This window comes from Planotetraspora sp. A-T 1434, from assembly GCF_025420585.1.
In the GTDB taxonomy this organism is placed as follows: Bacteria; Actinomycetota; Actinomycetes; order Streptosporangiales; family Streptosporangiaceae; genus JAOEGB01.
The window spans coordinates 556218-574425 of the sequence record NZ_JAOEGB010000001.1; the positions used below are offsets into that span (position 1 = coordinate 556218).

At 68.4% G+C, this 18208-nt stretch carries 17 protein-coding genes; 16 read left to right on the forward strand and 1 reads right to left on the reverse strand.

The window, feature by feature from the left end:
• The first annotated feature begins 58 nt into the window (after positions 1 to 58).
• The 3 genes from N5079_RS02385 (at position 59) to N5079_RS02395 (ending at position 4710) form a co-directional block, all read left to right on the forward strand.
• Positions 59 to 1063: a homoserine kinase gene (locus N5079_RS02385; RefSeq protein WP_261581631.1), complete on the forward strand. Its 1005-nt coding sequence runs from the start codon at positions 59 to 61 to the stop codon at positions 1061 to 1063.
• 413 nt (positions 1064 to 1476) lie between these two features.
• Positions 1477 to 3588, forward strand: a complete 2112-nt coding sequence (gene rho / locus N5079_RS02390; protein ID WP_261581632.1) for a transcription termination factor Rho — start codon at positions 1477 to 1479, stop codon at positions 3586 to 3588.
• Positions 3589 to 3732: 144 nt separating this feature from the next.
• Positions 3733 to 4710 (forward strand): type IV toxin-antitoxin system AbiEi family antitoxin domain-containing protein, encoded by a 978-nt coding sequence (locus N5079_RS02395; RefSeq protein ID WP_261581634.1) that lies wholly within the window; start codon positions 3733 to 3735, stop codon positions 4708 to 4710.
• 175 nt (positions 4711 to 4885) lie between these two features.
• On the opposite strand, the gene N5079_RS02400 is transcribed toward N5079_RS02395, so the two are convergent.
• Positions 4886 to 6001, reverse strand: coding sequence for a hypothetical protein (locus N5079_RS02400; protein WP_261581635.1), 1116 nt, complete (start codon positions 5999 to 6001; stop codon positions 4886 to 4888).
• Positions 6002 to 6322: 321 nt separating this feature from the next.
• Between N5079_RS02400 and rpmE the strand changes: the two genes are divergently transcribed.
• From rpmE to N5079_RS02465, 13 genes are all read left to right on the forward strand, one after another.
• Positions 6323 to 6541: a 50S ribosomal protein L31 gene (gene rpmE, locus N5079_RS02405; RefSeq protein ID WP_261581636.1), complete on the forward strand. Its 219-nt coding sequence runs from the start codon at positions 6323 to 6325 to the stop codon at positions 6539 to 6541.
• Positions 6542 to 6643: 102 nt separating this feature from the next.
• Positions 6644 to 7690: a peptide chain release factor 1 gene (gene prfA / locus N5079_RS02410; protein WP_261581637.1), complete on the forward strand. Its 1047-nt coding sequence runs from the start codon at positions 6644 to 6646 to the stop codon at positions 7688 to 7690.
• A 133-nt stretch (positions 7691 to 7823) separates the two neighbouring features.
• Entirely contained in the window at positions 7824 to 8678 is an 855-nt protein-coding gene (gene prmC / locus N5079_RS02415; RefSeq protein ID WP_261581638.1) for a peptide chain release factor N(5)-glutamine methyltransferase, read from the forward strand.
• A gap of 316 nt (positions 8679 to 8994) precedes the next feature.
• The gene (locus tag N5079_RS02420; RefSeq protein WP_410007726.1) at positions 8995 to 9651 is read left to right on the forward strand and encodes an L-threonylcarbamoyladenylate synthase; all 657 of its coding nucleotides are present in this window, start codon (positions 8995 to 8997) and stop codon (positions 9649 to 9651) included.
• A 148-nt stretch (positions 9652 to 9799) separates the two neighbouring features.
• A complete protein-coding gene (locus N5079_RS02425; RefSeq protein WP_261581640.1) occupies positions 9800 to 12097 on the forward strand; it encodes a hypothetical protein in 2298 nt (765 codons plus the stop codon).
• A 153-nt stretch (positions 12098 to 12250) separates the two neighbouring features.
• On the forward strand, positions 12251 to 12634 hold the full coding sequence (locus N5079_RS02430) for a hypothetical protein (protein WP_261581862.1): 384 nt from the start codon (positions 12251 to 12253) through the stop codon (positions 12632 to 12634).
• Between the two features lie 105 nt (positions 12635 to 12739).
• Positions 12740 to 14026, forward strand: coding sequence for a serine hydroxymethyltransferase (gene glyA, locus N5079_RS02435; RefSeq protein ID WP_261581641.1), 1287 nt, complete (start codon positions 12740 to 12742; stop codon positions 14024 to 14026).
• A gap of 58 nt (positions 14027 to 14084) precedes the next feature.
• Positions 14085 to 15488: a glycosyltransferase family 4 protein gene (locus tag N5079_RS02440; protein WP_261581642.1), complete on the forward strand. Its 1404-nt coding sequence runs from the start codon at positions 14085 to 14087 to the stop codon at positions 15486 to 15488.
• A gap of 154 nt (positions 15489 to 15642) precedes the next feature.
• The gene (locus N5079_RS02445; RefSeq protein WP_261581643.1) at positions 15643 to 16065 is read left to right on the forward strand and encodes a hypothetical protein; all 423 of its coding nucleotides are present in this window, start codon (positions 15643 to 15645) and stop codon (positions 16063 to 16065) included.
• 63 nt (positions 16066 to 16128) lie between these two features.
• Entirely contained in the window at positions 16129 to 16344 is a 216-nt protein-coding gene (locus tag N5079_RS02450; protein WP_261581644.1) for a hypothetical protein, read from the forward strand.
• A gap of 135 nt (positions 16345 to 16479) precedes the next feature.
• Positions 16480 to 17271, forward strand: coding sequence for a F0F1 ATP synthase subunit A (atpB, locus tag N5079_RS02455; protein ID WP_261581645.1), 792 nt, complete (start codon positions 16480 to 16482; stop codon positions 17269 to 17271).
• A gap of 98 nt (positions 17272 to 17369) precedes the next feature.
• Positions 17370 to 17594: an ATP synthase F0 subunit C gene (atpE, locus tag N5079_RS02460; RefSeq protein ID WP_142571532.1), complete on the forward strand. Its 225-nt coding sequence runs from the start codon at positions 17370 to 17372 to the stop codon at positions 17592 to 17594.
• 29 nt (positions 17595 to 17623) lie between these two features.
• Complete coding sequence (locus tag N5079_RS02465) at positions 17624 to 18169, forward strand: F0F1 ATP synthase subunit B (RefSeq protein WP_261581646.1); 546 nt, start codon at positions 17624 to 17626, stop codon at positions 18167 to 18169.
• Positions 18170 to 18208: the final 39 nt, after the last annotated feature.

Below are 18208 nucleotides of genomic sequence, written 5' to 3' on the forward strand. Positions count from 1 at the left end.
ATCATGTACGCGGCTGGCCGCGCATGGTTTCAGTGACGCACGTGAGTTCAGGTGACCAATGACGAGTAGTGCGAATGACGGGCGTGACGGCGTCGTCGTCCGTGTCCCGGCGACCAGCGCCAATCTCGGCCCCGGCTTCGACAGCCTCGGCCTCGCGCTCGATCTGTACGACGAGGTGGAGGCCACGCTGCCCGGCACCGAGGGCGTGAGCGTCGAGGTCGAAGGGCAAGGCGAAGGCGCCGGAGAGCTGGACCGCGGCGAGGGACACCTGATCGTGCGGACCATGCGGACCACGTTCGACCGCATGGGCGTCCCACAGCCTCCCGGCATCCGGCTCCGCTGCGTCAACCGGATCCCGCACGCCCGCGGCCTCGGCTCGTCCTCCGCCGCGATCTGCGCGGGCATCCTCGCCGCCAGGGCCCTCGCCGGTACGGCCGGCGCTTCCGGCCACCCGTCGTACCACGGCTCGCGAAGCGGTTCGGCGGGGGCGGGAGCCGTACGGGACCTGTCGGACGCCGAGGTGTTCGCGCTGGCGACGGAGCTGGAGGGGCACCCGGACAACGTGGCGCCCTGCCTGGCCGGCGGGCTGACCATCGCCTGGACGGACCAGTCCGGAGCAGCGAGTATGGTGAAACTGACGCCACACGAGGACGTCCGGCCGGTCGTGATGATTCCGGGGTTCCGGTTGTCCACGGAGGAGGCGCGGGGGCTGCTGCCGAAGGACGTACCGCATTCGGACGCGGCGGCCAACGCGGGGCGGGCGGCGCTGCTCATCGCGGCGCTCACTCAGAGACCGGAATCCGGTCTCCTGCTCGCCGCCACCGAAGATCGGCTACACCAGGATTACCGTGCGCCCGCAATGCCGCGGACCGCGGATCTGGTACGACGCCTCCGTGCCGCAGGGGTGCCTGCTGTGGTCTCTGGGGCCGGTCCGACCGTTCTCGTGTTTTCGACCCGGGATACCCAGGATTTGATCGCGCCAGAAGTGGGTAATGATTGGCACATCCAGCCAATGAACGTCGACCCGATTGGTGCGGGCGTTCGGTTTCCCGAGACACGCTGATGCCTCTTCGACCTTCAGGGAATAGCTGTGCGCGCTGGTGATGTTAAGGTGATAGCCGCACCAGGTGCCCCCGTGTTGGGTGCGTGCTTGTCATTCGCACATCGCTGCACTTCGCCTCGCGTCCTTCGACGCGAGCAGGGCGATTTCCCCGAAACCGTTTCCTCCAGTTGGCTCACCTCCGGGTGGCATGACGGGAGGCGGCGTTCTCGGAGACATGCGCGTTCGAACCACCAAGACATCTGGTCGGTGGCGGCAATCCGGGGGCTTACCCCCGGGCAACTACCGCTCGCGAGTCCCGAGGGTCATCGACACATGGAATTCGCGAAGCCCGACCCGGTCTGTCCCGCCGGGTCGCACCACCGGGACGCCTGGACGATCAAGCCCGGCGCCCGACCCCTGGGAAGGACCCTTAGTTGAGCGACACCACCGAACTCCTCTCCGACGGCCAGGCCGCCGGCGACACTCCCCCTACCGCCCCGGCCCGACCGCGTCGTCGCTCCGGCACCGGCCTGGCCGGCATGGTGCTCCCTGAGCTGCAGGCCATGGCCAGCGGTCTCGGCATCAGCGGGACCGGACGGATGCGCAAGAGCCAGCTCATCGCGGCCATCCAGGAGAAGCAGGGCGGACTGGGAGAGACCTCCGCCGAGCCGAAGGCGACCGTCGAGGCCCCCGCCGCCGCTGAGCGCCCCGCCCGTGGCCGCCGGGAACGTTCCCGCGCCGCCGCGCCCGCGAGCGAGCCCGCCGTCGTGGAGCCCGCCGCGGTGACCCGCGAGGAGCGCCCCGCGCTGGAGCGCGTGGACAGCGCCCCCGCCGGCGCCGCCGTGATCACCGGCGCTCCGGCCGAGACGACGACCGGCATCTCCGGCGCCGCGTCCGCGGTGTCCGGCACGGTCGTGGCCGACCCGCAGGCCGACACCGCCGCGGGCGAGGCCCGCGCCGACGGCCGCGGCGAGCGGACCGACCGCCGCGAGCGCCGCACCCGCGGTGGCGAGCGCGGCGAGCGCAGTGACCGTGGCGGCGACCGCGCCGAGCGTGGCGACCGCCGTGAGCGCTCCGGCGACCGCGACGGCCGCGCCGACCAGCGCGCCGCCGACGCCGGTGACGGCCAGACCCGTGGCCGCGACCAGCAGAGCCGCGGTGACAACCGCGACAGCAGGAACGACAACCGTGGTGACGCCCGTGGCGACAACCGCGGTGACAACAGGGGTGACACCCGAGGCGACAGAGGTGACGCCCGAGGCGACAGAGGTGACGCCCGAGGCGACAGAGGTGACGCCCGAGGCGACCAGCAGGGTGACGACGCCCGCGGCCGCCGTGGCCGGTTCCGGGAGCGCAACCGCCGTGGCCGTGACCGCTTCGACGGCAACGAGCCCGTGATCAGCGAGGACGACGTCCTCATCCCGATCGCCGGCATCCTCGACATCCTGGACAACTACGCCTTCGTGCGCACGAGCGGCTACCTGCCCGGCGCCAACGACGTGTACGTCTCGCTCGCGCAGATCCGCCGCAACGGCCTCCGCAAGGGCGACGTCATCACCGGCGCCGTCCGCCAGCCGCGCGACGGCGAGCGCCGCGAGAAGTTCAACGCGCTCGTCCGCCTCGACACGGTCAACGGCATGGAGCCGGACCAGGCCCGCCAGCGGCCTGACTTCAACAAGCTGACGCCGCTCTACCCGCAGGAGCGCCTGCGCCTGGAGACCGAGCCCAACGTCCTGACCACCCGGATCATGGACCTGGTCTCGCCGATCGGCAAGGGCCAGCGCGGCCTCATCGTCTCGCCGCCGAAGGCCGGTAAGACGATGGTGCTCCAGGCGATCGCGAACGCGATCACGCACAACAACCCGGAGTGCCACCTGATGGTCGTCCTGGTGGACGAGCGTCCGGAAGAGGTCACCGACATGCAGCGCTCGGTGAAGGGCGAGGTCATCCACTCGACCTTCGACCGTCCCGCCGAGGACCACACCACGGTCGCCGAGCTCGCGATCGAGCGCGCCAAGCGCCTCGTCGAGCTGGGTCACGACGTGGTCGTCCTGCTGGACTCGATCACCCGTCTGGGCCGGGCGTACAACCTCGCCGCTCCCGCCAGTGGTCGCATCCTCTCCGGTGGTGTCGATTCCACGGCGCTCTACCCGCCGAAGCGCTTCTTCGGCGCCGCCCGCAACATCGAGAACGGCGGCTCGCTGACGATCCTCGCCACGGCGCTGGTCGAGACCGGCTCCAAGATGGACGAGGTCATCTTCGAGGAGTTCAAGGGCACCGGCAACATGGAGCTCAAGCTCAACCGGTCCCTGGCCGACAAGCGGATCTTCCCCGCGGTGGACGTCGACGCGTCCAGCACCCGCAAGGAGGAGATCCTCATGGCCAAGGAGGAGCTTGCCATCGTCTGGAAGCTGCGCCGGGTGCTTCACGCCCTCGACATGCAGCAGGCGCTGGAGCTCCTTCTGGAGAAGATGAAGGAGACCAAGTCCAACGCCGAGTTCCTGCTCCAGGTGCAGAAGACGACGGTCAGCAACGACCGCGACTAGTTCTCCGCGTTACCGACGCCCCGGGTGGCCCGCCACCCGGGGCGTCGTCGTGCTCGCGGCCTGATCGTCGCGGATCGTGGAAGAAAATCGGGGCCCTCACCCCGAAAATCTTCCGCGATCACGAAGGGACGCCATACTGCCACGGTGAACCCTCGTCCCGAGCCTCCTGAGCTGCCTCACTTTGAGCTCCTGCTGGAGTCACAGGCGGGTGTCCTTTCGCGGCCACAGGCGCACCGCAGCGGCATCACCGACGCCGCGATCACCGCACGCCTCGAAGCGCGGCGCTGGCAGCGCGTACATCCTGGCGTGTATGCGAGCTTCACCGGATCGCTCCCAAGAGAGGCCCGTCTGTGGGCTGCGATCCTTTACGCGGGGAAGGGGGCGGCGCTGAGCCACGAGACGGCGGCGGAGGTCCATGGCTTCGCGGACCGGCCTTCTGGCCGCATCAACCTCACGATCCCCTCGACGCGCAAGGTCGAGCAGCCGCCGGGGCTGAGGATTCGTCGGGCTAATCGCTTCCAGGCGGGGGCCGCGTATGGTGGACTACCGCGCCTCACGACCGTCGAACAGACGATCGCGGACCTCTCGCGGGACTGCTGCGCGACACTCGATGACGCCTACGGCTGGATCACGAGAGCATGCGCTCGCGGGAAGACGACGCCGCAGGCCGTCACCGCCTTCCTGGGGCGGCAGAGCAGAGTGCGCTGGCGGGAGGACCTGCTTGTGGGCCTCGGGCACGTCGCGGAGGGCGCTCACTCTCCACTGGAGATCAGATTCGTGCGGGACGTCGAACGCCGCCACGGGCTTCCCGCCGGCCGTCGCCAGCGTGCCGTACGGCAAGGGCGTCAAGACGTCTTCTACGAGGAGTTCGGGTTGACGATAGAGCTCGACGGCCGGGCATACCATGCGGAATGGTCGGACGACATCGGCAGGGACAACGCTTCCATCAGCCGGGGGGAGGCGACGATGCGGTATGGGTGGACCGCTGTCCGGAACCGGCCGTGCCGCGTAGCCGCCGAGATCGCCGATGCCCTGCTCTGTCGCGGCTGGGACGGCCTTGCCCTCGAAGCCTGTGCCGTCGGATGCCCCATCGGCCGTTTTGACCGCCTGAGCCGGCGATGATCGCGGTAGAAACTCCAGGCGCTGACCTCGATTTTCTACCACGATCATGTCGATGACCACGGGCCTTCGGCCAATATCGAAGGGCCCGAGTGGATTGCCCCACTCGGGCCCTTCGTATTCGTGGTCCTGTACGGCTTGCGCCAGGGGTTGGTGACGCGAGCCGTACAGTGGCTGCTTACTTCACGTCGACGAACTTGATGTTCGACAGCGAGCCGTACGTGCCGCTGGTGCCGGTCGCCTGGGTGCGCCAGTAACCGTCGTACTTCGGCTTGACGACCTTCGTGTACTTACCGGTGGACGACGCGCCGATGTAGCCGACGAACTTCCACTTCGTGGTGCCCTTCTTCTTGAAGTAGAGCTTCACGATCTTCTTGCTCCACGCCTTGGAGCCGCGGTAGACCTTGCCCGAGAGCTTGGTGGTCTTGCCCTTCTTCACCTTGGTCGGCGAAGCCAGCAGCGTGATCTTCGACTTGGCCTTCGTCGAGCCGGACTTCTTGACCTCGAAGCCCTTGACGAAGCTGTACTTCTTGCTGCCGCGCTCAACCGTGACCTTCAGCTGCCAGTCGCCCGCAGACGTGCTGTAGTCGAAGGAGGTGGAGTCGTGGTAGGAGTCGTCCGACTCCAGCCCGGCGAGGGTGAGCGGGTAGTAGTCGTCCGTGTCCTCGGACTCCAGGCGAACGTCGGTGATCTTCTCCTCGTTCGCGGCGCCGCCCCGCTCAAGCTTGAACGACACGTAGACGTCGGTGTCCTTGCCGGACTTGACGTAAACCGGGTCCGGGTCGACGTTCGCGCCGGTGATCCGAGTAGCCTTCGCGACGGCCAGCGGCGTCCACGAGCCGTAGGTCGGATCGCCGGTAGCGCCACCCTGGGTGATGCCGACCTGGTACTTCCAGTCGCCGGGCTTGTCGCTGGACGAGACGGGGATGGAGCCCGCCACGTCGGCCTTGTTGTCCGTCGGGACAGAGGCGACCGTCCCGAGCTGCGTGACATCGGCCGTGTGGGCGGCCGACTCGGCCTCGTCCACCTTCAGGTACCGGACGGTCACCTTGGCAGGCTTGTCAGCGGCCGCGTAGGCGTTGGTCAGGTGAACCTTGAACGTGATCTTGTCGCTGCCCGATGGCGGGATGAACTTGTTGCTGTCGAAATCGATACCGGCGACGGCTGCGGCATCGAGGGCGCGAACGGTCGAGACACCTGCGTTAGCGGGGGAAGCTACGGTGATGGCCGCACCGGTAGCGAAGACTGCTGCCCCCGTTGCGGCGGTGATTACCAGCCGCAGGCTCTTCCTCATGGATACCCCTTACATTGGTAAAATTGAGGGAAAAGTCGGGTTTGAACATCGGAGCCTAGTGGGGCTGATGTGACTCGTCCACCTGAACGGTGAGGTTCCTCCCGGTTCGCGCGGAGTTCCGCTGCAGTTCAGCGCTGGTGCGCGGCCTTGACAAGAGACGGGGAATAGCCGACGGCCTGGGAAGGTTGAGGGATCTGGCACACTGGAACCCGAACCGCAGCGGTACCGGTTCCCGCCCGCGCATCACGAGTGTGCCGATGCGCGAAAGCCGTACGAGGCGCAAGCGACCCGGCGACCGCACCAGAGCGTTAGGACTGAGACATGAAGCCCGACATCCACCCGGAGTACGTGGTCACCGAAGTGACCTGCACCTGCGGGAACTCCTTCACGACGCGTAGCACCGCGAAGAGTGGGACCATCCACGCCGACGTCTGCTCGGCCTGCCACCCGTTCTACACGGGCAAGCAGAAGATCCTCGACACCGGTGGCCGGGTGGCGCGCTTCGAGGCGCGCTTCGGGAAGAAGGCCCAGAGCAAGTAGCTCGCTCAGGACGCCGGCTCGGATGCGGCCCTCGACAAGGGGGCCCATCTGGGTCGGCGTTCTTGGTGATTACGGCCGAAATCCCGATGAAAGGAGCGTGCGGTGAACCTCGACGAGATCATCAGCGAGTACGAGGACCTGGAGAAGCGGCTCGCCGATCCCGCCGTGCACGCCGACCAGGCGAAGGCCAGGACGTACGGCAAGCGCTACGCGGCGCTCACGCCCATCGTGGCGACCTATCGGGAGCTGGAGGGGGTCCGGCAGGACCTCGCGGCGGCCCAGGAGCTGGCGGCTGAGGACGCGTCGTTCGCGGAGGAGGCGGCCGACCTCGAAAGCCGCATCCCGACGCTGGAGGAGAAACTGACGCATCTCCTCGTCCCGCGCGACCCGAACGACGACAAAGACATCATCATGGAGATCAAGGCGGGCGAGGGCGGCCAGGAGTCGGCCCTGTTCGCGGGCGACCTCCTTCGGATGTATCTCCGCTACGCCGAGCGGATCGGCTACAAGACCGAGATCATCGACGCCCAGCACTCGGACCTCGGCGGCTACAAGGACGTCACGGTCGCGATCAAGGGCAAGGAGGGCGTCTGGGCCCGGCTCAAGTTTGAGGGCGGCGTCCATCGCGTCCAGCGGGTGCCGGTGACGGAGTCCCAGGGCCGCATCCACACCTCCGCCGCCGGAGTGCTCGTCTACCCCGAGGCTGAGGACGTCGACATCCAGATCGACCCCAACGACCTGCGGATCGACGTGTTCCGGTCAGGCGGTCCCGGTGGACAGAGCGTCAACACGACCGACTCGGCCGTCCGGATCACCCATATCCCGACCGGTGTGGTGGTCTCCTGCCAGAACGAGAAGAGCCAGCTCCAGAACAAGGAGTCGGCGATGCGCGTCCTGCGTGCCCGGCTGCTCGCGATCGCCCAGGAGGAGGCCGAGGCCGCCGCCATGGCGGAGCGCAAGTCCCAGGTGCGTACGGTCGACCGTTCCGAGCGGGTCAGGACCTACAACTACCCGGAGAACCGAATTTCCGACCACCGTGTCGGCTACAAGGCCTACAACCTCGACCAAGTCCTGGACGGCGATCTCGACTCGGTGATACAGGCATTGCTGGACGCCGAACTGTCGGAGAAACTCGCCGCCCACTCATGAGACAGACACATGCCCTCACACGCATACCTTGAGACAGACGCAGTGACACGCCCGTCGTGACACGCGTCGTCCACGCGGATGCTGTAAGACGCATGACATAGCCCGTGCCGTACGCCCATGCCGTAAGAGACCGATGACCTTCCTGCTCGACGAGATCGCCCTCGCCACCGCCCGGCTTGCCGAGGCGGGCGTGCCGTCACCGCGCACGGACGCCGAAGAGATCGCGGCTTTCGTCCATGGTGTGACGCGCGGCAAGCTGCACATGGTCAAGGACGCCGACTTCGACGCGCTCTTCTGGGAGGGCATCGCCCGCCGGGAGGCCCGTGAGCCGCTCCAGCACATCACGGGCCGCGCGTACTTCCGCTACCTGTCACTGGAGGTCGGCCCCGGCGTCTTCGTGCCGAGGCCGGAGACGGAGGTCGTGGCGGGCTGGGCGATCGACCGGCTGCGCGAGATGGACGTCGCCTCGCCGGTCGTAGTCGACCTCGGCACGGGGTCGGGGGCCATCGCGCTCTCGATCGCCCAGGAGGTCGCGCTGGCTCAGGTCCACGCCGTCGAGATCGACCCCGTGGCGTACGGGTGGGCCAAGCGGAACATTCTCGAACACGGTCAGGGCCGGACGTCGCTCCACCCCGAGGACCTCGCCGACTGCCTGCCCGAGCTCAACGGCCAGGTGGATTTCGTGATCTCCAACCCGCCGTACATCCCGCCCGGGGCCATCCCGCGTGATCCCGAGGTGCGCGACTACGACCCGTCCCGCGCGCTCTACGGGTCGGGCAAGGACGGCCTGGACGAGGTCAGGGCCGTGGAGCGGACGGCCCGGCGGCTGCTCAGGCCGGGAGGGTTCGTGGCCGTCGAGCACGCCGACGAGCAGGGAAACTCGGTGTACTGGTTGTTCCCGGAGGAGAACGGCTGGTGCGATGTCCGGCTCCGCCAGGATCTGACCGGCCGGGACCGCTTCGTCACCGCCCGCCTCACCCACGACTGAACCGGCGTGATCATGCACAGGTCCTTCGCGGCTATCCCCAGACTGGGGTGATCATGCACACGTTCCTAGAAATGCGCGCGACCAGCGACGACCCTTGGCGTGATCATGCACACTTTCCTTGGAACGGTGCTTGACCTCCGTCATCGGCCAACGTGATCAAGTAGCTGCGGCTGCATGATCGCGATAGGCGTTTCCCTATGTGGAGGCCGGTCGACGGGAAGGTGTGCATGATCACGCGCAGTGTTGGGGCAGGCGGAGACGCCGATGAGGAGCCTGTGCATGATCACGGCGAAGGGTGGGGTGGGCTCGTGGGAGGATGGGGATTGTGAGTCGACGGTACAACTGTGCTAACCAGGGTGAGCGGACCTCTGGACTGATCGACGCCGCCTCGGTGGTGCGGCGGGGCGAGCTCGTCGTCCTCCCCACCGACACGGTCTACGGCATCGGCGCTGACGCTTTCACCCCGTCCGCGGTCACTGCCCTGCTGGAGGCCAAGGGCCGCGGCAGGGACATGCCGGTCCCCGTGCTCGTCGGGACCGTCCGGGCTGCCAACGCGCTCGTCGAGAACCTCGGCACGTACGGCCAGGACCTCGTCGACGCCTTCTGGCCCGGCCCGCTGACCCTCATCCTCCGGGCCAACCGGTCGCTGTCGTGGGATCTCGGCGACACCAAGGGAACGGTCGCTGTCCGGATGCCGCTGCATCCGGTTGCCCTGGACCTCCTGAAGGAGACCGGGCCGATGGCCGTCTCCAGCGCCAACCGGTCGGGGGCCGCGCCGGCGACCACCGCGGCCGAGGCGGAGGAGCAGTTGGGCGAGTCGGTCTCCGTCTACCTCGACGCGGGCCCGTGCACGGACAACGTTCCGTCCACGATCCTCGATCTCACCACGGCCGTGCCTCGGGTCCTGCGCAAAGGCGCGATTCCCGTCGACAAGCTCCGCGGCGTCGTCGGCTACCTCGCCACGGAGGACTGAGGCCCCAGCCTCGGCATCGGTTCCGTACGGCGGTGCGGGCCCTGAGCGTTTGAATCAGGGCGATTCATGCCATCTGGCTATCGGGGTTTTGTAGAGCTGCCTCCCCGGCTACCGTGAAGTGCGCCGATATCTCTGTGGAGGCGTGCCCATGGCCAAGCTCGACGGGATGGATCCGAAGCTCGTCCGCGAACTGTTGTCGGAGGTCCAGCACGCCGCGAGGCAAATGGACATCGTCGAGGCCCGGGTCACGCAGCTGACACGCGGTGCCGGCGTCGCCGTACAGACGACGCACCGCCCGTCACAGGTCGCCGACGCCTGTTCGGCGATGGTGAAGGACGTGACGAACCGGCTGGTGCTCCTGGAGAAGAAGGAGAAACAGCACGGCGCCAACGGCAATGTGGCGACGGGCAAGGAGTCCTCGTTCACGGAGCAGGACACCACCAAGCCTTCGGACGACCCCAAGCCGCCCGCGGACAAGGCCACCGGCGCCGCTTCCGATCACAAGACGGATCACAAAGCCGATCACAAGGCGGGCGACAAGGCCGATCATTCCGGCGCGAAGTCGGGCCACGACCAGCCGTCCGGGAAGCACTCCGAGGCCCCGTCGACCGCGCCCAAGCACGACTCCGCGAGGCATGACTCCGCCAAACCCGAGTCCGCCAAGGGCGAGACCGGCCACAGGGTCCACGGGGCGAGTGACGGCGAGATTCACGCGAAGACTCACGACAAGACGCACGGAACGGCGGAGGGCAGCCTGCCCGAGAAGACCCACGGCACAGCCGAGGGCGCTCTCCCTGAGCTCTCCCACACTCCCAAGCACCACGACACAGGCACCGGCGCCGCCAACGGCGTGGGCAACGGCACCGGCAACGGTGTTGGGAACGGCACCGGCAACGGGATCGCCAATGGCGTAGGCAACGGCGTCGGGAACGGCTCGGCCAACGGGACCGGGAATGGAAGTGTCCCGGGAGCCGGCAACGGCGTCGGCGACGGCACCGGTCACGGCGTGGGCAACGGGACCGGTGACGGGGTTGCCAACGGCGTGGGCAACGGCACCAACGACGGCACCGGCCACGGCGCCGGCGGGGCTGATGGCACGTGCGACGGCCCAGGCAACGGCGTAGGCAACGGGGCCGCGAACGGCACGGGCAACGGCGCCATCCAGGGTGTGGGCAACGGGGTCGGAGACGGCACGGCCCACGGGACCGGGAATGGCACTGTTCAGGGCGTCGGCAACGGTGTCGGGGACGGTGCGGCCAACGGGACCGGGAATGGTGTCGGTAACGGCACGGGGAACGGCACTGTTCAGGGCGTCGGCAACGGTGTCGGGGACGGTGCGGCCAACGGGACCGGGAATGGTGTCGGTAACGGCACGGGGAACGGCGCTGTCCAGGGCGTCGGCAACGGCGTGGGTGGCGCCGGGAGCGGTGGGGCGGGCGGCACCCACGCCACCGGTGTGAGCGGGCACCAGGTCGATCATCCCGGCCAGGGCGGTGCCGGGCAGGGCACGTCTGACGGGACGAAGTCGGGCAGCGAGCAGCCGTCGACCTCCCGGGACGACTCGCAGATCATCGACACACCGAAGAAGGACCACCCCGACGACATCGACCAGACGGTGGGTCGCCAGGTGATCGTCGTCGATGGCGTCAAGGTGGTCTCGACGCCCATGAACCAGCCGAGCGGCGACACCATCGCCTGGATCAACGACCATATGGACCAGGCCAAGCCCATGGAGATGCCGAGCATCCACGCTCACCCCGGCAGCGGCACCGGCCCTCACCCGGACGGCCCGCCCGGCTTCGTCGAGCCCCTCGAACCCGGCACTCCGATCTCCGGCACGGCCGGGCACGCCGGTCATGCGGGCGACGCGGCGCACACAGGCCACGCGATCGGTCACACCAATCCGCCCGGCCACAGCAATCCTCCCGCCCACCCGAATCCCGCCGGTCAGCCCGGTTCGGGCCACAGCGGGAGCACCGGCACCACCAATCACCATCCGGGGCTGGCGCCGGGCGACCCCGACGGCGACTACGTCGGCACCCCCGAGGACAACCTCACGGATGATCCGTACGCCACCGGCAACGGCGACTCGGTGCCCGGCACGCCCGAGCACCACGGGAGCACGGGCGGGTCGAGTGGCAGCGGAGGGCTCGGCTACGCGAGCACGTCAGCCGGCGCTTCCGGTTACGGCGATCCCCGGTCGGAGGCGGCGGCCCAGCCGGGCGACGTGCTGTCCTACCCGGCGGGTCCGGAGGACGACAACGTGCTGCGGACGCTGGTCGATCACCACCGGGAGATCCAGCCCATCGACATGCCCAGCGTCAGCGTCCCCGAGGGGGAGTGGGGCAAGGGCGAGTGGGCGCCGATGAAGATCGAGCCGGATGGCTCCTCCGGCAGCGTCGATCCCGGCGACCCGGGCAGGCCCATCCCACCCCCCGGGAGCTGACGGCATGCCAGACCCCGTCCCCGGCGGCACGGTTCACCACACGTTCGACCGGATGCCCGTCCCCCCACGACCCCGGAAACCCCGCGCAGGCGGAGTCACGGGCGTCACGGGAGTCACAGAAGAGGCTGAAAGCTCAGTGGAGGCGCAATCGTGATGTACGTCGACCCTCCGGCACCGACTCCGCTGCAGCCGGGGGAGGCGCCGCCCGCGCCGTCGGACACGGAGCTGCTCGCCCCCGGTGGGCAGCCGACCGGCTGGGTCTTCAACCCGGAGTATCAGCGTCTCGTGGACCTGTGGTTACAGGTCGTCCCGCTGATGGACCAGCTCACCCGCTCGCTGGACAAGCCGTACCAGCAGGCGCGGAGCAGGGACGTCTGGGACGCCCCAGTCGCGGGGCGGTACGTCCAGGACCTGGCCGAATGGCGTAACCGGCTCGGGATGTACCGCCAGGCGGTGCTGACGGCGATCAGTGACCAGGCGGCCGACACCCCGCGCTGGGTGCCCAGCCGCGCGGGCGCGCCGCACGCCTTCTCCTGACCCCGCTTCCGTACAGCTTGTGCAAAGGGTCGCCGGACAGGGGGCGATCCGGGGGCCGAGGTTTACATTGAGAGGAGTGTCGTCGCTGGGATGTGAGCCGGTTCTATGGACAAGACGGAGCCGTTCTACGGGCCAGATTTCTCCCAGCTTGTACGGCAGGACCCGGACGTCGCCCAGGTGCTGCTGGACGAGCTGGCCAGGGCGCGCGGCGGGCTCCAGCTCATCGCCAGTGAGAACTTCACCTCCCCCGCGGTCATCGCGGCGCTCGGTTCGACCCTCACAAACAAGTACGCCGAGGGCTACCCGGGCCGCAGATACTACGGCGGCTGCGAGGTGGTCGACCGGGCCGAGCGGCTGGCCATCGACCGGGCGAAGCTGCTGTTCAAGGCCGATCACGCCAACGTGCAGCCGCACAGCGGCGCCTCCGCGAACCTCGCGGCCTACGCGGCGCTGCTCCAGCCGGGTGACACGATGCTGGCGATGGCCCTTGAGCACGGCGGCCACCTGACCCACGGATCCAAGGTCAATTTCTCCGGCAGGTGGTTCGACGTCGTCTCCTACGGCGTCCGCCGGGACACCGAGCTCATCGACTACGACGAGGTCCGCGAACTCGCGATCAGGCACCGCCCCAAGCTGATCATCTGCGGGGCGACGTCGTACCCCCGCCTGATCGACTACTCCGTCTTCCGGGGCATCGCGGACGAGATCGGCGCCTGGCTGCTGGTGGACGCCGCCCACACGATCGGCCTGATGGCGGGGGAGGCGATCCCGTCGGCCGTGCCGTACGCGGATGTCGTCACGTTCACCACGCACAAGGCGTTGCGCGGGCCGCGCGGGGGAGGGGTGCTGTGCACTGAAGAGCTCGCTCAGAGGATCGACCACGCGGTCTTCCCCTTCACGCAGGGCGGCCCGCTGATGCACGCCGTCGCGGCGAAGGCGGTGGCGTTCGGGGAGGCGCTGCGCCCGGAGTACAGGGACTACGCGGCCTCGGTCGTCGAGAACGCGGTGACGCTCGCCGAGGGCCTGGCCGCCGAGGGGATGCGCCCGGTTTCGGGTGGCACCGACACCCACCTCGCCCTGTTCGACCTGCGAGGGCTGACCGACTTTCAGGGTCTCCCGGTGAGCGGCGCCGAGGCCGAGCGGCGCTGCGCGCAGGCCGGCATAACGCTCAACCGGAACGTGATCCCGTATGATCCGGAGCCTCCGACCGTGACCTCCGGGATCAGGGTCGGCACCCCGTGCGTCACGACCCAGGGCATGGGTGTCGCGGAGATGAAGGAGATCGCTTCCATCGTCGCGCAAGCGGTGCGCAAGCCGGGTGCGATAGCGTCGGTGAGCGATCGGGTAATGGGGCTGACCGCCACGCATCCGGCATATCGCCGAGAAGAATGAGGCGGTCTGTGTCGTTTTCCGGTCACAAACGGTCTCCCAATCCAGGAAACTAGGTTCCGTGCGCGAATACTCGCTCTTGGCGCTCGTGGCGGCAGCGGTCACCTTCCTGCTGGTGCCGCCTGTAAGGGCGTTCGCGTTGCGCATCGGCGCGGCCCCCGAAGTGCGCGACCGAGATGTGCACAAGGTGCCCACCCCCCGGCTGGGCGGCCTGGCGATGTTCGGCGGGCTGGCCGCAGGGTTGCTCGTGGCCACGCATCTGCCGTACGTGGGCGGCTCCTTCGGCAGCGGCCAGAGCGGGCACACGGCGACGGCCCTGCTCGCCGCCGGCGGCCTGATCGTCGTGACCGGCTTCCTGGACGACTGGCTGGGCATGGACGCGCTCATCAAGCTCGGCGGCCAGATCGCCGCGGGCGGCCTGCTGGTCTACTTCGGCATGTACCTGCCGTGGCTCCCGCTGCCGCAGTTCATGGGCGGCCCCACCAGCCTCGACACGACGCTCCAGGCGGGGATCACGATCCTGATCGTGGTCGTCGTGATCAACGCCGTGAACTTCGTCGACGGCCTGGACGGCCTGGCCGCCGGGATCGTCGGCATCGCGGCGATGGCGACGCTGGCCTACTCCGTCGCGCTCACCCAGACCAGCAGCGGATCGCGCATCAACGCGACGGCGGCGATCGCCGCGATCCTGATCGGGATGTGCGTGGGCTTCCTGCCGCACAACTTCAACCCGGCAAAGATCTTCATGGGTGACACCGGGGCCATGCTGATCGGGCTGATCCTGGCCACCTCGCTGATCACCATCACGTCGTCCGTCGAGCCGAGCGCCGTCAAGATCAACCGGTTCCCGGTCATCCTGCCGCTGATCCTGCCGATCGCGGTCATGATCCTTCCGCTGGTGGACCTGATAATGGCGGTGATCCGCCGCACGTCGGCCGGCCTGTCGCCGTTCGCTCCCGACCGCGGCCACCTGCACCACCGCCTGCTCGACATCGGCCACTCGCACCGGCGCAGCGTTCTGATCATGTACGCGTGGACCTTCCTGTTCGCGTTCACGATCGTCGGCCTGTCGATCGGCGGCGTTCCGCTCATCGTCTTCCCGCTGACGATCCTGCTGGCGGTCGCCGTGCTGGTCATGATGGCGCTGCCTCGGTGGCGGTCGCGTCGTGAAGAGCTGCGGTACAGGAAGGGCGGCGCGCACGCGGCCCGGCGTCCGGTATCCGGTCCCGGCCTCGAACAAATAGCGGCGGAGGAGCCGCCCGCGCCGCCCGCGCCGCCCGCGCCGTCCGGGCCGGTCGTACCCGCCGCGCCGGCCGGGCCGGTCGTACCCGCCGCGCCGGCCGGGCCGGTCGTGCCCGCCTCGCGCCGGCCCCCGTACCGGCCCCCTTACCAGGTGCCTTACGGGGCCGATTCCGCGCCGGCCGCCACCCCCACGCACCGGGCCGACGCCAGGCCCACCCGATAGCCGACCACGCTGGGGCGGGGCAGGTCAGGGACCCGAAAGGGCAGGTAAAGGTGCCACTCCGGAGCTTGTGATAGCTTTCACTAGCAGGGGTTACGCGGTACCGCGTCCCTCTGAGGTAGCAATCGCTCGCTTGACAATCGACCATGGAGTTCCGATGCAGGCCAACGACGTGCGCGTTCTCAAGGGCGCCGCCGTGCCGACTCTGGCAGCGGGTCTCGTCGCCGTGATCCTCGCGGCGGTGCTGACCGGAGCCAAGGGTGCGCTGGGCGCCGGCATCGGTGTCGTTCTCGTCGCCGTCTTCTTCACCGTCGGCCTCGCCGTCGTCTCATGGGCCGGCCGGGTCTCGCCGATGGCCATGATGACCGCCGCCGTCGTGGGTTACGTCGTCAAGGTGCTCGCGATCATGGCCATGCTGCGCGCCTTCGACGGCACGACCGCGTTCAACTCTCGCGTGTTCGCCTTCAGCGTCATCGTGTGCACGCTCGCTTGGACGGTCGGCGAAATGCGCGGATTCATGAAGCTGAAGTTGCTCTACGTGGAGCCTGGTGCTGAAGTGCCCGGCCGGAGCAACCGATGATCAGGCTCGCGGGGCAGCCCAATATGACTAGTCCCCCCGGGTCCTGCTATCGTCGTGCCCGCGATGAGCGAACAGGAGCGCAGGCCCGAGAGCGACGGCCGCGACTTCGCCAACGCCGCCTGGTCGGTCCCGAGCTATCTGCTCTCCGGGATCCTGGTGTGGGGCGGTCTTGGCTGGTTGCTGAGCTGGTGGACCGGCGTGCACGCATTCATCCCTATAGGCGTCATTTTGGGCGTCGGGCTTGCGATCTACCTGGTGTATCTGAAGTACGGCCGCTAGGGTCTGCCGCACTTCCCCGCTCTTCTGTCGATCAATCACGTTGAAGGGAACGCCCGTGCGCGAGCGTAGCGAGCGGACGAACAACCACAGCATGGCTCGGGCGTGTGTCCCCGGGCAGGTAGCCGAGGTGGTCAAGTGACCCCCCTGACGCTTCTGGCAGACGACAAGTTCGAGGCGCCGGGACCGTCGATCTTCGACTTCCCGCCGCTCTACGAGGGCGCCCCCACCTGGCTGACCAAGCCGGTGGTCTTCGCCGTTGTCGGCGCGCTTCTGGTGTGCGCCTTCGCGTGGAGCGCCTTCGCCAAGCCGCAGCTCGTGCCGCGCGGCATGCAGAACATCGGCGAGAAGGGCTACGAGTTCGTCCGCGACCAGGTGGCCCGGCCGTTCCTGGGCAAGGACGCCGAGCGCTGGATGCCGCTGCTGCTCAGCCTGTTCTTCCTCATCCTGCTGTGGAACTTCTTCGGCGTCGTTCCGTTGATCCAGATCCCGATCGCGTCACACATCGCCTTCCCGGCGGTGTTCGCCATCACGATCTACGCCATCAAGGTCTATCTGGGCATCAAGCACCAGGGCCTGGGCGGCTACTTCAAGAACATGATGTTCCCGCCGGGGCTGCCCAAGCCGATCTACGTGCTGCTGGCCCCGATCGAGTTCATGTCGAACCTCATCATCGCCCCGTTCACGCACGCGGTCCGACTCTTCGCGAACATGTTCGCCGGCCACCTCATCCTGGCCTTCTTCAGCGCCGTCGGTTTCTGGTTCCTCTTCGAGAAGCCCACCCCGCTCGGTGCCGGGCTCGGCGTGCTGGGCGTCGTCATGACGATCGCGATGACCGGCTTCGAGATGTTCATCCAGTTCCTGCAGGCGTTCCTCTTCACGCTGCTGGCCGCCATGTACATCGGCGGCTCGCTGCACCCGGATCACTGAGCACTCGTTCCAACTGAGCACCGTCCCCTGAACCCGCCCCAGACGTAAGTCCAGACCGGTGAAACGTTCACCGGCCGACCAGTAAAGGAAGAACACCAATGAGCGTTCTCGCTGAAGTCGCCGGCAACCTTGGCGCGATCGGTTACGGCCTCGCCGCCATCGGCCCCGGCATCGGCGTGGGCATCATCTTCGGACAGGGCGTGCAGGCCATCGCCCGCCAGCCCGAGGCTTACGGCCTGATTCGGCAGAACATGCTGCTCGGCTTCGTCCTCACCGAGGCGCTGGCCCTCATCGGCCTCGTGGCGCCGTTCATCTACGGCTGACGTACCCAATCTGACGGAAGGCTGCACCTATGACTACGGCAGCTACGCTCCTGGCCGAGGGGGCCAACAACCCCCTCATGCCGCATCTCTCCGAGCTGGTCGTCGGCAGCTTCGCCTTCCTCGTCGTCTTCATCGTCGTCGGAAAGATCCTCACCCCGCGCATCCAGAAGACGCTGGCTGAGCGGACCGAGGTGATCGAGGGCGGCATCAAGAAGGCCGAGGACTTGCAGGCCGAAGCCCTGCGCACCCTCGAGCAGTACCGCGCCCAACTGGCGGAGGCCCGCCAGGAGGCGGCGCGGCTGCGGGAGGAGGCGCGCGAGCAGGGCGCCCAGATCAAGGCCGAGCTCCGCGAGGAGGCTCAGGCCGAGGCGCGGCGCATCGTCCAGGCGGCGCACGCGCAGATCGAGGCCGACCGTCAGCAGGCGGTCGTCCAGCTGCGCGCCGAGATCGGCCGCCTGTCCACCGAGCTCGCCGGCCGCATCGTCGGTGAGTCGCTGGAGGACGAGGCCCGTCAGCGCCGCATCGTCGACCGGTTCCTCGAGGAGCTCGAGGGCCGCCCGGAAGCGGTCCGCTGATGCCGGCGCGAGGCCGATCCGATAGCCGGCCCGGAAGCC

Coding starts and splice junctions, on each gene's coding strand:
- N5079_RS02385 (WP_261581631.1), top strand. CDS start 59: ATGACGAGTAGTGCGAATGACGGGCGTGACGGCGTCGTCGTCCGTGTC.
- N5079_RS02400 (WP_261581635.1), bottom strand. CDS start 6,001: ATGAGGAAGAGCCTGCGGCTGGTAATCACCGCCGCAACGGGGGCAGCA.
- rpmE (WP_261581636.1), top strand. CDS start 6,323: ATGAAGCCCGACATCCACCCGGAGTACGTGGTCACCGAAGTGACCTGC.
- prmC (WP_261581638.1), top strand. CDS start 7,824: ATGACCTTCCTGCTCGACGAGATCGCCCTCGCCACCGCCCGGCTTGCC.
- N5079_RS02420 (WP_410007726.1), top strand. CDS start 8,995: ATGGGGATTGTGAGTCGACGGTACAACTGTGCTAACCAGGGTGAGCGG.
- N5079_RS02425 (WP_261581640.1), top strand. CDS start 9,800: ATGGCCAAGCTCGACGGGATGGATCCGAAGCTCGTCCGCGAACTGTTG.
- N5079_RS02430 (WP_261581862.1), top strand. CDS start 12,251: ATGTACGTCGACCCTCCGGCACCGACTCCGCTGCAGCCGGGGGAGGCG.
- glyA (WP_261581641.1), top strand. CDS start 12,740: ATGGACAAGACGGAGCCGTTCTACGGGCCAGATTTCTCCCAGCTTGTA.
- N5079_RS02445 (WP_261581643.1), top strand. CDS start 15,643: ATGCAGGCCAACGACGTGCGCGTTCTCAAGGGCGCCGCCGTGCCGACT.
- N5079_RS02450 (WP_261581644.1), top strand. CDS start 16,129: ATGAGCGAACAGGAGCGCAGGCCCGAGAGCGACGGCCGCGACTTCGCC.
- atpE (WP_142571532.1), top strand. CDS start 17,370: ATGAGCGTTCTCGCTGAAGTCGCCGGCAACCTTGGCGCGATCGGTTAC.
- N5079_RS02465 (WP_261581646.1), top strand. CDS start 17,624: ATGACTACGGCAGCTACGCTCCTGGCCGAGGGGGCCAACAACCCCCTC.